At 53.7% G+C, this 13,340-nt stretch carries 13 protein-coding genes and 1 tRNA gene; 4 read left to right on the forward strand and 10 right to left on the reverse strand.

Features of this window, described 5'->3' with window-relative positions:
* Nucleotides 1-116 precede the first annotated feature (116 nt).
* A complete protein-coding gene (locus BLS30_RS18475) occupies nt 117-779 on the reverse strand; it encodes a septal ring lytic transglycosylase RlpA family protein (protein WP_052743963.1) in 663 nt (220 codons plus the stop codon).
* 397 nt (nt 780-1,176) lie between these two features.
* Here BLS30_RS18475 and BLS30_RS17250 point away from each other — a divergent pair.
* From BLS30_RS17250 to BLS30_RS17260, 3 genes are all read left to right on the forward strand, one after another.
* Nucleotides 1,177-1,266, forward strand: a tRNA-Ser gene (locus tag BLS30_RS17250).
* A 301-nt stretch (nt 1,267-1,567) separates the two neighbouring features.
* On the forward strand, nt 1,568-1,813 hold the full coding sequence (locus BLS30_RS17255; RefSeq protein ID WP_090230677.1) for a hypothetical protein: 246 nt from the start codon (nt 1,568-1,570) through the stop codon (nt 1,811-1,813).
* Between the two features lie 363 nt (nt 1,814-2,176).
* The gene (locus BLS30_RS17260; RefSeq protein ID WP_090230679.1) at nt 2,177-3,325 is read left to right on the forward strand and encodes a GGDEF domain-containing protein; all 1,149 of its coding nucleotides are present in this window, start codon (nt 2,177-2,179) and stop codon (nt 3,323-3,325) included.
* 28 nt (nt 3,326-3,353) lie between these two features.
* Here BLS30_RS17260 and BLS30_RS17265 read toward each other — a convergent pair whose 3' ends face one another.
* From BLS30_RS17265 to BLS30_RS17300, 8 genes are all read right to left on the reverse strand, one after another.
* Entirely contained in the window at nt 3,354-4,457 is a 1,104-nt protein-coding gene (locus BLS30_RS17265) for a glycosyltransferase family 4 protein (RefSeq protein ID WP_046478556.1), read from the reverse strand.
* On the reverse strand, nt 4,454-5,572 hold the full coding sequence (locus BLS30_RS17270) for a glycosyltransferase family 4 protein (protein ID WP_090230682.1): 1,119 nt from the start codon (nt 5,570-5,572) through the stop codon (nt 4,454-4,456). Before BLS30_RS17270 ends, BLS30_RS17265 begins: the two co-directional genes overlap by 4 nt.
* Before the next feature lie 2 nt (nt 5,573-5,574).
* Nucleotides 5,575-6,543 carry a glycosyltransferase family 2 protein gene (locus BLS30_RS17275; RefSeq protein WP_046478555.1) on the reverse strand — a complete coding sequence of 323 codons (969 nt, stop codon included), beginning with the start codon at nt 6,541-6,543 and terminating at the stop codon, nt 5,575-5,577.
* Nucleotides 6,540-7,511 (reverse strand): glycosyltransferase family 2 protein, encoded by a 972-nt coding sequence (locus BLS30_RS17280; RefSeq protein WP_090230684.1) that lies wholly within the window; start codon nt 7,509-7,511, stop codon nt 6,540-6,542. Before BLS30_RS17280 ends, BLS30_RS17275 begins: the two co-directional genes overlap by 4 nt.
* Entirely contained in the window at nt 7,508-8,614 is a 1,107-nt protein-coding gene (locus tag BLS30_RS17285; RefSeq protein WP_090230686.1) for a glycosyltransferase, read from the reverse strand. Before BLS30_RS17285 ends, BLS30_RS17280 begins: the two co-directional genes overlap by 4 nt.
* 150 nt (nt 8,615-8,764) lie before the next feature.
* The gene (locus tag BLS30_RS17290) at nt 8,765-9,673 is read right to left on the reverse strand and encodes a sulfotransferase (protein ID WP_090230689.1); all 909 of its coding nucleotides are present in this window, start codon (nt 9,671-9,673) and stop codon (nt 8,765-8,767) included.
* The gene (locus BLS30_RS17295; RefSeq protein WP_090230691.1) at nt 9,670-10,665 is read right to left on the reverse strand and encodes a glycosyltransferase family 2 protein; all 996 of its coding nucleotides are present in this window, start codon (nt 10,663-10,665) and stop codon (nt 9,670-9,672) included. The genes BLS30_RS17290 and BLS30_RS17295 overlap by 4 nt, the downstream gene beginning before the upstream one ends.
* A gap of 5 nt (nt 10,666-10,670) precedes the next feature.
* A complete protein-coding gene (locus BLS30_RS17300) occupies nt 10,671-11,426 on the reverse strand; it encodes a methyltransferase domain-containing protein (RefSeq protein ID WP_170832506.1) in 756 nt (251 codons plus the stop codon).
* A 95-nt stretch (nt 11,427-11,521) separates the two neighbouring features.
* Between BLS30_RS17300 and BLS30_RS17305 the strand changes: the two genes are divergently transcribed.
* Nucleotides 11,522-12,145 (forward strand): sulfotransferase, encoded by a 624-nt coding sequence (locus BLS30_RS17305; RefSeq protein WP_090230697.1) that lies wholly within the window; start codon nt 11,522-11,524, stop codon nt 12,143-12,145.
* A 2-nt stretch (nt 12,146-12,147) separates the two neighbouring features.
* Here the strand turns inward: BLS30_RS17305 and BLS30_RS17310 are convergent, their stop codons facing one another.
* The gene (locus tag BLS30_RS17310) at nt 12,148-13,329 is read right to left on the reverse strand and encodes a hypothetical protein (protein ID WP_090230699.1); all 1,182 of its coding nucleotides are present in this window, start codon (nt 13,327-13,329) and stop codon (nt 12,148-12,150) included.
* Nucleotides 13,330-13,340: the final 11 nt, after the last annotated feature.

The following is a 13,340-nucleotide window of genomic DNA, read 5'->3' on the forward strand; positions in this document are numbered from 1 at the left end:
ACTCCCCGCCGGCTGATCCAAATCGCTCGCGACTATCGGAATAATGGGCGACGGGGTCAACGCCGGCACCCCCGATAAACCCACGGCCTGGCGGCTCTACACGAAGATATGACTTTTTATGGCGCGCGTATCGTCATCAGCGAAGCCTGTTCTTGTTCATCGCTGCCATCGAGCGGTGCGGGACCGAGGTACTTGACATGGACCTTCGCAGTCCCCTTGTCGGCAAATCCGAGTTCCCGCGCGACCCGTGCCGAGACATCGATTATGCGGCCTTTCTTGAATGGACCACGGTCGTTGACACGCACCACCACCGAACGGCCATTCGCCAAGTACGTTACGCGCACCAAAGACGGCAACGGCAGTGTTCTGTGCGCAGCCGTCAGAGCATTCAGATCGTAGATTTCGCCGTTCGCGGTCTTCTGCGCATGAAACTTATCGCCATACCAGGAGGCGATCCCTGTTTCTTCGTAGTCCGCATCGTGCTTCGGCGTGTACCAAATACCGGCAACTTGATAGCGCTTGCCAATCTTGTGATATCCGCCCCCTTTGCGCAGTTTGTGCCGCCGTTCGGCTCGCGCCTTCGATGTAAGGGTCTGACTGGCTTTCGCCGCGCTTTCAGAAGGCTTGTTGGTCTGGCTCGCATCGCTAAGGCTTGCGGTGACGATGGGACGCTCACGGTTGACTTCCGTCGTCCAGGAAATTGGCGTTTGCGATATCTGAGGTTTTTCGGAACACCCCGTAAGAAAGTTGCACAGACCTGCAATGACCAGCACTTCCATGAGCAAGACCCAACGTCGTCGCGCAGAACAGCTACGAAGACCGCAGCGCGCCAAACTGCCTGGACCCTTCTGGAATACCCCCGACAACCCCACGTCCCTCGTCTCAGCCCTTCAGTAAGGTAACTCTTCACAGCGGCACGGCGCGCCCAAGCGAGCACATTGGCGCCTCGAAATTAGCCAGCCTAAACCGGGCACCGCAAGTACACGAGAGCAACACCGGGCAATCATGGCCAAGACGTGGTCAACCTGACAGGATTGATACGTTCATCCACATGAGAGGCATGCGCACAACACCCTTATTTGCCAAGCCGTTGCAATGGCACTTGATTGCAGGGGCCTTCCCCTGATATCGGGAGAGGGCGCGCTTGCCCCTCGATAAGGGTTTTACGCAGGCATCGGAGGGGTGGCCGAGTGGTTTAAGGCACCGGTCTTGAAAACCGGCGTGGGTTCACGCCCACCGTGGGTTCGAATCCCACCCCCTCCGCCAAAGCTATTGATTTTATTGAATAATTTCTCAGAGACGAGGTGAAACCCCCGGCTCGGCACCCGGATTGGATTGAGATATTTTGAGGGACAAACTCCCAAAAAGCGAGCCCAAGAGGCTTAAAATAACACAATAATATCAAGCGCATGAGCGCGGACCGACCCGAAACGGGTCGGTCGGAAACACTTTCGAAACCTTTTGAGGTGCATAGTCAACCTGCTCGCCGATTTTCGGCAGGCGGACCGAGCAAGCGTTGGAGCGCTTAGCCCGGCCCTAAACACCATCAGCTAAAGGAGAACTGACGATGTCTGATAGAAGGCTTAGCCTAAATAACGGCGGTTCCACGGCCAGTGAAAACTTTAAGGTCGTGCCACTCAAGGTCGTGCCAAGGATCGTTGAGGTCGAAGTTGTGCGCGATAAGCAGGCAATGATCTCGGCCGCGTGGCGGCATGGCTATGAGGTCGGCCACCGGGCGGCTATGCGCCAAGTGCGCTCTGCCACCTTGAGCGACTGGCTAACGGGCAAGATCGGCTCGCAGAACGGCAAATAGCGGGCAGGCGTGGTCGTAGGCGGCGATTTCGGCGTCAGCTGGGGGTTCTCCCAGGGTCGTTCGCCTAAGCTGCTCGCCCAGCATCAGTCTATTGATCTCCGAGGATCGGTTGGCAGAGGCCGGGAAACACCGATCTATCTTCCCCAATCTCATGGACGTCGAGAAACAGGCTGTCGCGGCCTTTTGTAAAGCGCAGGGCCATGATCCGTTTCAGACCAGGCTAGTCGAAAGTACCGACGTCCTGCCGCTTTGTAGGAGGTGGGCTCGAAGCCGTTCTCAACCTCAAAGAAATATTAGAAAACTCGTGATCTCTTCCCCCATTCGACGCCGCTGCTCAGAGACGAAAGATAAGATTCGAAGAAAATGGATGCGGATCCGTTCACATTGTTTGGAGCCAACGCGGTCATTCTGATCGTAACTGCGTTTGCGTTCCTCGCAGCGTGGGAAAGCCACCCTCAAGAAGTCTACTGGAGCTCCTGGAGTTCCGCCAACATGACGCTCGCCCTCGCCGTAATTCTATTCATGATCGCACTCGGCGGGCAATCGCTCCTGCCGATGATATTGGCCAACTGTCTGCTTGTTCTGGGGTACGGTCTACGTTGGCAGGCCGCACGCCAGTTTAGCGGCCGTCCAAGCCCCCTTGCAGTGATTATCGTGCCTACGGTTCTGACGTTGGGTTTGTTTGCGTTACCGGCAATATTCGCATATCGCACCGCCTACATCGCCGTAAATATCATCCTTGCCATCCAAACTATCGTGATCGCCTACGAATTCTGGCGTGATAGACGTGATGGCTTGCCATCACGCTACGGACTTATGCTGGCTTACGGCTTGATCGCAGTATCGTTCTCCGCACGTGTCGGTCAGGGCATTCTGACAAGCAATGGCCTAACGAGCTACCTCCCGCAGGACGCTTGGCTCCAGATCCACCTCTTCGTAGCCTTGTTTCACACTACGGCGAGCGGCGCCTTTGCCCTTTCAATCGCTTATGAACGCAGCACAAGGGAACTACGTGATGCCGCACTACGAGACCCGCTAACCGGCATCCATAATCGCCGTGCATTCGAAGCAAGACTGCAGGAACATCTGGACAGTGGAGCCAGCACAAATCTCGCCGTGATATTTTTTGATATCGACTACTTTAAACGCATCAATGATCAATACGGTCATGCAGCAGGCGACGCGGCTCTACGCACATGCGCTGAAATCTGCACAAAGAATCTTCGTCCCACGGATTTTGTAGCGCGCATAGGTGGAGAAGAATTCGCCGTCATACTGCCGGACATATCACCACGTGCGGCCTTAGAGGCGACGGAGCGCATACGCCGAGCGGTAGAAAAAACTGTCATCACACACGATGCGAGGCTGTTCAAAGTTACGATGAGCGCCGGCCTCGTTCACTCATCAACGGTTTCCTGTGTCGACATCGACAAACTGATGAAGCAAGCCGATACCGGCCTCTACCGCGCTAAAAACAACGGGCGCAACAGAACGGAAAGCGTCGCTGCTTAATTGACATCGGCTACATCCGGAAGCTCACTCATCGGCGGCCATATTTTTCGAGCAGCACTTCCCACCGATCCACCACACGCTCAATGTCGCATTCCTCAGGAACTGCCGTTGACGGCGCGACCAAACGAACACGTGTATCGCTATCTTGCATGAGCGAACGCAGAACCTCCGCGAACGCACCAACTCTGTCTTTCCCCGAAACCAACGCACCGTTGAGGCCAGGCTTGATGAGGTCATTAACACCGGGACAATCAGCAAAACCCACGGATGGCAATCCGTGAGCCAGAGCCTCGATCACGACAAGTCCCAAGCTTTCATAAAGCGACGAGAGCGCAAACAACTGCGCATTCTCATACTCGACATAAATCTTGTCAGTAGCCCCAGGCAATTGTACGCGCTGGCCCAAATTCAGTTCATGGATCTGCTTTTCCAGATCCGAGCGTAGCTCGCCCTCGCCAACAATGCGCAGATCCCAGTCAGGCACATCCGACGCAATCTTCGCAAACGCCGCGATCAAAGTGCGGTGATCTTTCTGCGGAACCAATCGTCCCACAGACAGCAGAATTTTGCGCTTGCTCGCCTCCCCAACAACGTCAGCACGCGCCGTAATATTCAGCTGTACAGGGTTGGGAATAACCGTGATGTGTCGACGGTCTTTCTCAGAATACTGAGAAAGAATCTGATCGGAGACCACTGTCATCTGCCGGGCCAACCATGGCGTGAATTGCACCAAGACGCGCTGCATCGGCCGCGTATCATAGTGGGCTGGTGCGCTGTGCTCACTCGCAATCAACGGGATACGCGTGCCAACAAGCGAAACACCAAGCGGGACAAACATGCTGTGTAAAAAACCAACCACAACTGCCGGATCAAGCGACAGAATCGTACGTCGGAGAGCTCTAATACGCGCCAGAGTTTCTCCCATCGTAGAGGGTTCATCGATACGTCCGAGCCCCAGTCGCACCCATTCGATACGGGGATCAAGCTCATAGAACGAGCCCTGAGAGGGACGATCATATGAGATGATACCAACGTTGTGCCCGCGGGCCGTCAAGCCGTTTGCGACGTCGACGAGCACGCGCTCTGCTCCACCACCGGGCCTATCCAATCCTTTGATAGCGAAGAGCTTCATTGGCGCTTAACACTCCTCGCAAACAAACTCTCCCAACGGTCCATGATGCCATCCGGCGCAAAAGTCTCTGTCAAATCACGCGCCGAAGAACCCATCCTGGACCGCAACGAAGGATCTCTCATCAGCGTGGCAAGCGCCGAAGCCAAGCTGGCACAATCTCCATTTCCCTGAGCCAACAGCCCATTTTTTTTAGTATCAATAAGTTCGTTCGTGCCTGCGCAATCTGCAAACCCGATAGCAGGAAGACCATGAGCTTGTGCTTCCGCCAGCGCATTGGGAAATCCTTCCCAGCGTGAAGCGAGACAAAAAAGGTGGGCGTTTGCATAGTGTGGATTGGGATCCGACACGGTCCCGGGCAAGAGAATGCGATCTGATAGACTTAAGGCCGCAATTTTGTCTTCCAGTTTCTCGCGCAGCTCACCATCACCTAGAATAACCAAATCCCATTTAGGGAACCCGTCGGCAACCTGCCCAAACGCATCAATCAGACATTCAGGGTTTTTCTGATAGCTCAACCGTCCAACCGAGAGCACCCGATATCGACCTGCTTTATCAGCACACTCGGGTTGAGCCCTAAGCACTGCAGGAGGCACAGGATTGGGAATCGTGACGATATGTTTATGCAGATAAGACGGATAACCGTGACGATACCCTTCGCATTGAACAACAACTGATTTTGCAAAACGAAACGCATTGAATACGATGAAACTTCGTCTTGCTCCTTGCCGGGTGTGCTCAAAACGCGTAGGCGCATTTCGCTCAGCAGCAATCACGGGAATTCCAAGTCCTATGCAATAGGACCACAAGGCGCGAAAAGGCCCGTCTTGGAACGCGACAATAACGTCTGGCCGCCGCTTGCTTAAAAGAGCACGCACGGTGGTGGCCCTTTTAACAACCATGGACAAATCAGCCTTGACCATGGGATCGCCGATGTTCAGTTGATGCCAGACAATCCGGGGATCCATCGCGTAGAAGGCCTTTGCTCCTTCAACGTCCCACGTGATCAATTCTACGTCGTGTCCACGGGCAACCATCGCATTCATGATCGTAATGATCATGCGCTCGACACCACCGGCCATCCGGTCAATGGCGCGCGCGGCAAACAATAACCGCACGTTTATCCCCCTCGCTTGATACGGTATTCATGAAGCAAACGTCGCGGCCCCGTTGAAAGAAGATGACGGGAAGCCGTGAGGGGATGACGAAGAAGCACATTCAAAAACTGAACGATAAATCTCCCGTACCGACGCTTGAAATGCCAATAGCGAAGCTTCGGCCAGTTCGCCGCGTAATGATACCGACCGATGGACTCTAGATACGGCCGGTGCTTTCCCACCAGCATCAGCTCTGATTCAAGGTTCCGCTCCGGCGACTTATCTTGCGCGCTAGTGGAATGCTGCACAAACAAAGGCTCTGCCGTGCCAATGAAATGCCCGCCCTTCAACGCCAGCCGCACCGCAAAATCGACGTCTTCAACGCGGCGTAAACCTGCATCAAAACCGCCAACTGCTTCAAACGTGCTACGCCGAGCCAGCAGCGAACACGAGGGTGTGCCGGTTCCAAAAAACCAACCAGTTTCTTTCCGGTAAAGCAGTAAGTAGTCAGCAACACCTCGCCCATGAGGCGCAACATCCCCGCGCGAACCAATGGCAGCCAGCTGCATTTCATATCCACTGGAGTATCGCCGTTTGCCGGATGCATAGCAGGCTACAAGTGAAGCACCTGTTCGCTGCTCATAATCCCGCAGATAATCAATTTGTTGCCGAACACGCTCTGGAAGTGCTTCGTCATCATCGTCAAAAAAAACCAAGAACGAGCCCTTCGCCGCACTGAGCAACGTGTTCCGGGCTGCCGCCGGCCCCGCATTCGTCTCATGACGGATAAGACGCGCATTTGGCCTGCCATCGATCACACGCGCAACAACTTCGGCGGAATTGTCTGTCGAAGCATCATCAACAATCAGGATTTCGACATTGGGCCAATCCTGCACGAAAGCACTCGTCAGGGCCCGCTCGATCGTATCCGCCGCATTGTAGCAAGTCAGCCCGATCGTCACCAAGCCGTCGTCGTGAACTGCCGCCGTCATTGCGGGTGCCGCGCGCTATGAAATTGGCGAAACGCCACATTGAGACCAACGTGCGGAACGGCCTGCATAAACCGCTGGCTCGTAAGCACCGGACGCGTAAGAGCTAGCCAAGACATAGCCCAGCCAAACGTCAAATAACGTCGTTCGAGCCAAGCCTGCTTGGCAGACATCCAGGACCGGCAGAATTCATATTGGCCCTGCTCTTCGATCACTTGCCGATGCTTTTCAATAATCCGAAGCAAGTTCTCATATTCTGCCGCAAGAGACTTATCTGACGTCGCCGTCATCGTTTGCTCAATAAGCGGCCGTGCGACACCGACGAAATGCCCCCCACTCAGCGCCAAACGCACATTAAAATCCGTATCCTCACTCCTCCGCAAAACCGGATCGAACCCCCCAATATGACGATAGGTGGAGAGCCGCGCGCACTGGCTACAGGTTGCGCAAGCACCATACCCATTCTTTAGCGGCGTACCCATCAAGATACGATGGGCGACAGGCTTACCGGAGGGAGCTAAAGCACCCTCTACCTCTCCCATCGTGCCTGCGATTTTTTCCGTACCATCGGGATAAAGAACGCGGCGAGCGGCATGACAAATGACGGGCGCACCATCAGCAAAATCACGTTCGTAATCGACGATGCGCTCAATCTGAATTGCTAAACGCTCCGGAAGGCTTTCGTCATCGTCATCGAAGAACGCAACAAATTCCCCACGGGCCTCAGCGAGGATACGGTTACGCGCGACAGCAACACCGCCGTTTTCTTCGAGCCGGAACACCCGCACTTCTGGATGGACCTTCGCGAAGTTTTCAAGGACATGCACCGTATCATCGTCAGACGCGTCATCGACGACAACGACCTCCAGCGGCCGCCACGTCTGCGCCAGGACCGACATCAAGGCCCGCTCAATCGTCTTGGCAGCGTTAAAAGCCGTAACGCCACATGTCACCAAGGGCTGCTGCGTCATACTCTCTCCCCATCCAGACACGTCCGGATCAGGTTCTCCCACCTGTCATACTGAATTTCTGGCGAATAAGCGGCCATAGCAAGGCTTGCCTTGCTACCGCGACGCACCCGCTCACTGGCGTCCCCCATGGCGCGCGAAAGCGCCAGAGCCAGCATTTGCGGGTCGTGGAGCCCTTCTGCCAGCCAACCGGAAGCACCGTCTTCTATGAGCTGAGCGACGCCATCAGCACCGCGATATCCGACGGCCGGCAGTCCATGGCTCATGGCCTCTGCCAAGACGTTCGGAAAACCCTCCCACAACGATGGAATAGCGAACAGGTGCGCTTCAGAATAAGCCTTAAAGATATCGAGCGTGGTCGCTTCCAACTTCACGCGGTCCTGCAAGCTGTGTTCCCTGATCAGCTTCCGGAGTTCGTCCTCCTGCGGCCCGCCTCCGACAATGCGTAAGTCCCAATCACGATGCCGCTCGGCGATCGCAGCAAACGCTTGCACGAGATGATCGAAGCGTTTCTGCAAAGGATCAAGCCGGCCTGCCGCCAACAGCGTGTAACGTCCATCTGCACTTGACACACCAGGACGCGCCAACGTGTCAGCAGATCCGACCGGATTACCGATCACCTCCATGCGATTACGCAAATTGGCGGGATAACCGGCCATGTAGTCTGTGAATTGAACCGCAATGCGATCACACAAACGCAGGGACGCGAAGCTGATCCGCCGTTGCAATGCACTGTAGCGCAGCCGATACATCGAAGGACTGTTACGCTCGGCCGCGATCAGCCGCACACCGGATAACTTAGCCGCAGCGTAAACGGTTTTGTCGCCACTCATAACGAAACCAACCAGCGCCCGCGCACCGGCTTTGCGCAACACGGACGCGAGGGCCCGCGTCCGGCGCAATTTGTCCCTCGCTCCTGGGCGAAATCCAAGACGATGCCAACTAACACTGGACCGAAGTGGATAAAACGTCTGCGCCCCCTCAGCGTCCCACGACACGAGGTGGACTGCGAAACCGCGCAAATCCAGCGCATTGGCGAGCTGGCAAATCATCCGCTCCGCCCCACCGGCATTGCTCAGCCCATAGAAGTAGAGCGCAACGACCATCCCCCTCCCCGTTTTCCTCGCGGGCCACGCGCTTTTGAGCAGCGATGAGCCCAGTGGCCTTCACTCATGGAGCTGTTGGGTTACCAACCACCAACAACACCCGGCGGAGCGCGCCTGTGCAACCGGTACGCGACAATCTAGGCCAAGGAATTACACGAGATATCCCAGAGATTTTAGATCGCACTTCATCCTTGCCTGGAGTTCCCTATTACTAGCTTTGTAGTAGTCGCCAAGCTCACCCTGAAGATAGTTGATCATTTCTGCTCGTCGGCGCTTAGCGAACCGCTCTGGCAAAAACTTTGCCGCGGCCCCAAATGCTGACTGTACCACCGGATGGCCTGAGTTAAGACGAGGTATTAGGTTGATCGCAACTGCATGCTTGATGTTCCGCGCATTCTCCGCTCCAGTCGGTAAAGCTTCTGGGACGGGGACATCCACGGCCTCAAAGATCGGCTTAACAAAAGCTTCTGGTGACCGTTTAATTAGTTCGAATGGCACGACCACAACACGATCGCGGCCAAACAAACCATCATAACAGTGGATCAGGTTCATATAGCTAAGGTGGCTGAGCGCAAAAGATGGCCGATGCACCCATTTTACAGGACGAATAAATTCGTGAAGTGTAAGGTTCCCCCCCTCCTGGGTTAGAAAGTGTAAATAAATAGAGACGATCATATCCGGCTGATTGCGCACGACTATCAGTATCGTTGCTTCGGGCAGCGCGGCATGGATTCGTTCAGCGAACGCTTTCCCGGTAACACCTCCGGCGAACGGATGACCACACCAGCCTTCATTGGATAACACGGTGACTGGTGCGCATTCGTCTGTCCTAGACTCAATCTGCGCCCGTATGCCAGTCGAATTGAACTGGAATACATTAACAAAGGTGCCAAAAGCATCCCGGTCATAGAACAGCTCACCGCCCGATTTAGCATAGGCACGATCTTTTCTCCCACTATTCCGCAAGGGGCAAATCGCGGGAACCACTCCGGAAAAGACGTGCGTTTGGAGCCAAGTGCTTGCGGCCTTTGGATAGCCAATATGAACAAGATATTTCATCGAGACTTGTGAGATCCGATTTCTCTGCGGTTGCCTTGGCTATCCCTCCCCCTCGTTAGGAGGTTGAACTTCCCGAAGCCAGCGCTATCCACGAATTTGCGGAAGGGAAACGAACGCAGCGCCATCGCCATTAAGCGATAGGCCCGGCTTACCCATATTCGCCCCTTGCTACCATAGAAATTAGAGCGCGCCAGAGCTCGGGAGACAAAGTATAATCCGCGGCGCCTGAGGTAACTGGAGTGCTTTTCGCGCAAAAGAAGGGAATATTTGAGCGGCAAGGCGCCAGACTTGTCCGCACTTTGCGTTTTGTATTGCGTGATCAACGGTCGGTCGACGGCGATAAAGTGCGCCCCCTTAAATGCGGCGCGAACGGCCATGTCCCATTCTGCGCAACGCCGAAAACTCTCATCAAACGGCCCGACCGTTAGGAACGCGCTCCTGCGCGCCATAAGCGTGCAGCTTCCAAACATACCCCAGACGTAATAAGTGTCAGTCGATATATCGAGGACAAAGTCGGCAACCGCTGGACCGTTGGGTTCTGGCGCACGGCGGCCAATGGCGAGAGCAACATGGTCTGGATCCGCTTGGCCGCACTTTACGACGCTCCGATTGGCGTAGCAAAAAACCAACTCTGCTCCACTCGCGCGCACATAATCCGTGATTCGTTCGTACTGAGCCCTTAACCGTGAGGGAAGGTTATCATCATCATCGTCGAATATGGCGACGAACTCGCCGCACGCAGCATTGATGATCGTGTTGAGCGCACCAGGATAACCTTTGTTGATTCCATGCCTTAACACTTTAAGCTTAGGTTCACTGAGAGCCAGCGTTTCCAGAACTTGCCGCGACTGATCGCTGGAGCAGTCATCCACCACAATGACTTCCAAATTCGGCCAGTCCTGATCCAACGCGCTCTTGACCGCGCGCTCAATCGTGTCCGCAGCGTTGTGGCAAGTAATGCCAACCGTGATAATGGGAAGTAACGACTCCATGTGCTCTAATGGGCTCTTTCGGTACGGCTGGCAAAAGAACGCTTCCACCTTGACAGTACCGCACGCCTCAACAACTGCACGCTTCTCATGATTCCGGGATTGTCTACTCGGGTTACGAGGTGCGAAAACGTCTTGGGATGAACCACATTACGCATTGACGCTGGGAGGCAAAAATAGCCTGACTTTGTTGCAATACTCGCGAGGTCATCCCTTCTAGAAAACAAAAAAATGTTCTGACAATACCACTGAGGAATATCATTCCGATTCCATATCAAGGGCCTCAAGAAGTCATAACAATGGTAGCCACGCTCTTGAAAACGCAATACCCAAAACTCTTGCCACCGTTCATTAACGTGACCATTCCCGCCTTGACCGGGAATTGCAGCCGAAAAAACGACGGTGTTGGATAGGCTGGTCAAAAAATCAAGGAGTTCCTCAGAAAAGCTGACAGGTAGATGCTCTGCAACTTCTAAACATATTGCTAGATCGAAGACCCCAAGATTTTCGGGAGGCTTCGTCAAATCCGTCGCTTGGAATTCTGTATAGTTGATATCCAAATGCTCGACAGGAACATGCGGCCCATCAAGTCCTAGCACCTTTGCTGCTCCGAATTGCTTTGCGACCGCCAGCCATGTACCGGTTCCGCAACCAATATCCACGGCGCTTTGCACGCGAACGCACTTCGAAACCGCTTCAAGAACAGTTGTTGCCGCTCCGACGGTTTCCCCGTGGCGTCGAGCGTACCAAAAGGCATCTGTCACACCGACTTGAGACCCATCCAACGAGTGACTTCGATCAATCACAAAAAAGCCTTTCTATGATAACCTTACCATCGTTGTACCAAGGAGCCGCTCACATGTCCGACCTAATAGATCGCGGATGGAACATTCTGCAACAATTCCGCTTTCCCGACGAAAAGATATTCTTCATCGGCTTCAACAAATGCGGAACAACTTCACTTCATCACCTACTTACGCGTTATGCGATACGGTCGGCGCACTGGGATCATGGTCGGTTGGCCACAAGCATTGAAGCGCTCCACCATGACAAATCAGCTTTACGTCGTTACCTTACACGCGCAACAGCTTACAGCGACATTATATGCTCAACAAAGGAACAACAAATCGAGGGGAATAGACATTTTCGCCTATTCCATGAACTGTTCCCACAAGCATATTTCATCTTCAACGACCGCAGTGTTGAGAACTGGATTCGCTCTCGCTGCACTCATCACAACGGCACTCACTTGGCTCGATCGATGGCTGCGTGGAACATTGATGCTAATGGTGTCAAAGACATTTGGCGACAAACGTACGAAATACATTCGATCGCCGTCCTTAGCTATTTCAAGGAGCATCCACGTTTTCTTCATTTCCGCATAGATGAAGACCCCATCAAGCTTCTAATTGATTTCCTCTCCCCCTCTTTTGTCTTGCGCGAAGGCGGGTGGCACCGCCTCAACGTCACGAACCGACCCTGATTTCAGCTCAACGGCTTGCCCAAATGCCGCCGCCGACCATACCTTACGGACCGCCACAATCTCTTCGCCTGATGAACGGCAGCATGAGCAGGCGTTACGTATCTTCGCAAAGTAGCAAGCGTCACATCTCTAAGAATGAACAATGTTGTGAGAGGGCGACTATACTCCTGCTCGAATGCGGTGCGCGCCCGAGCTATGAGCGTTTCGTCAAGCGGAACCATATCGTCGCCACGATAGGCCACTTTGGCTACAAATGGCTCTGATCCAATCACGTACCTCTGCGTCAACTTAGAATTGTCTTCCGCAACATATGCTTCAAGATCTTTAACTACCTCAGGATCAACGCGGTATGCGGTTCCCAAGCTGCTCTCACGTGAAAGCTTTTTCAAGCTATGGACAATCGCTCGCTCTACCGAACGGCTCTTTGGCTCCCGGTTAAGCAGTCGTTTCACCTCCAGATATTCGCGAGACAAAGATATATTTGCCCTGGCATTAGCCGCCTCCACTTTAGCGAACTCAAAATCAATTCCACAGCGTTCAAGGAAATCTGAAACACTACTTTTTTGAAACAAACGCTCACGCACATACGGAACGGCTTGCAGCTCTCTAGGACGCAAAACTTCTTCCCAAATATCCAGTCTACTACCGTACCTTAGTAAGAACTTTCGCCTCTCGTAATAAGAACGATCATCTTCGTGCGACAAGTCCTTGTGGACCAATCTTCCAAAGGTTATCACCTGTGCAATGCTCGAAGAAAGCCAGTCAACCTGAGGTCTAAGATAAACAATAATGGAAACTTGGTGATGGCCAATATATCCTCTAAGGGTCTCAACCTTCTTTCTGTATTGGAGAAAATAATCGGCCTCATCTTTTACATCCCAAACTCTCGGCTGTCCGCCAAAAAAATGTTCTGCGCTAAGGATCATCAATTTGGCGCTCATTCGGTCGGCATCCGAAAAGAACTGACTAAAATACTCGTTCGCACTCATGTGCGGATACCGAACAACACCAGCCAGAGAGTCCGCTAAGGGATTATGATTCCCGAAATCGATGGGGAGTCCGTGGACACGGGGCGAAGGATAGAGAATTCCTCTTTCTGCTAATTGCTTTCGATGGCGCGTCAGAAAATCTTGAATCGCCGACGTCCCAGTCTTTGACTGGCCGATGTGTAGAATAATTTTCACGTTCGACGTGC

The sequence above is a fragment of the Filomicrobium insigne genome, assembly GCF_900104305.1.
Classification (GTDB): domain Bacteria; phylum Pseudomonadota; class Alphaproteobacteria; order Rhizobiales; family Hyphomicrobiaceae; genus Filomicrobium; species Filomicrobium insigne.

Excerpts from the sequence above, each read along its gene's own strand:
- BLS30_RS18475 (WP_052743963.1), bottom strand. The coding sequence starts at position 779 with ATGGAAGTGCTGGTCATTGCAGGTCTGTGCAACTTTCTTACGGGGTGT.
- BLS30_RS17255 (WP_090230677.1), top strand. The coding sequence starts at position 1,568 with ATGTCTGATAGAAGGCTTAGCCTAAATAACGGCGGTTCCACGGCCAGT.
- BLS30_RS17260 (WP_090230679.1), top strand. The coding sequence starts at position 2,177 with ATGGATGCGGATCCGTTCACATTGTTTGGAGCCAACGCGGTCATTCTG.
- BLS30_RS17265 (WP_046478556.1), bottom strand. The coding sequence starts at position 4,457 with ATGAAGCTCTTCGCTATCAAAGGATTGGATAGGCCCGGTGGTGGAGCA.
- BLS30_RS17275 (WP_046478555.1), bottom strand. The coding sequence starts at position 6,543 with ATGACGGCGGCAGTTCACGACGACGGCTTGGTGACGATCGGGCTGACT.
- BLS30_RS17280 (WP_090230684.1), bottom strand. The coding sequence starts at position 7,511 with ATGACGCAGCAGCCCTTGGTGACATGTGGCGTTACGGCTTTTAACGCT.
- BLS30_RS17285 (WP_090230686.1), bottom strand. The coding sequence starts at position 8,614 with ATGGTCGTTGCGCTCTACTTCTATGGGCTGAGCAATGCCGGTGGGGCG.
- BLS30_RS17290 (WP_090230689.1), bottom strand. The coding sequence starts at position 9,673 with ATGAAATATCTTGTTCATATTGGCTATCCAAAGGCCGCAAGCACTTGG.
- BLS30_RS17295 (WP_090230691.1), bottom strand. The coding sequence starts at position 10,665 with ATGGAGTCGTTACTTCCCATTATCACGGTTGGCATTACTTGCCACAAC.
- BLS30_RS17305 (WP_090230697.1), top strand. The coding sequence starts at position 11,522 with ATGTCCGACCTAATAGATCGCGGATGGAACATTCTGCAACAATTCCGC.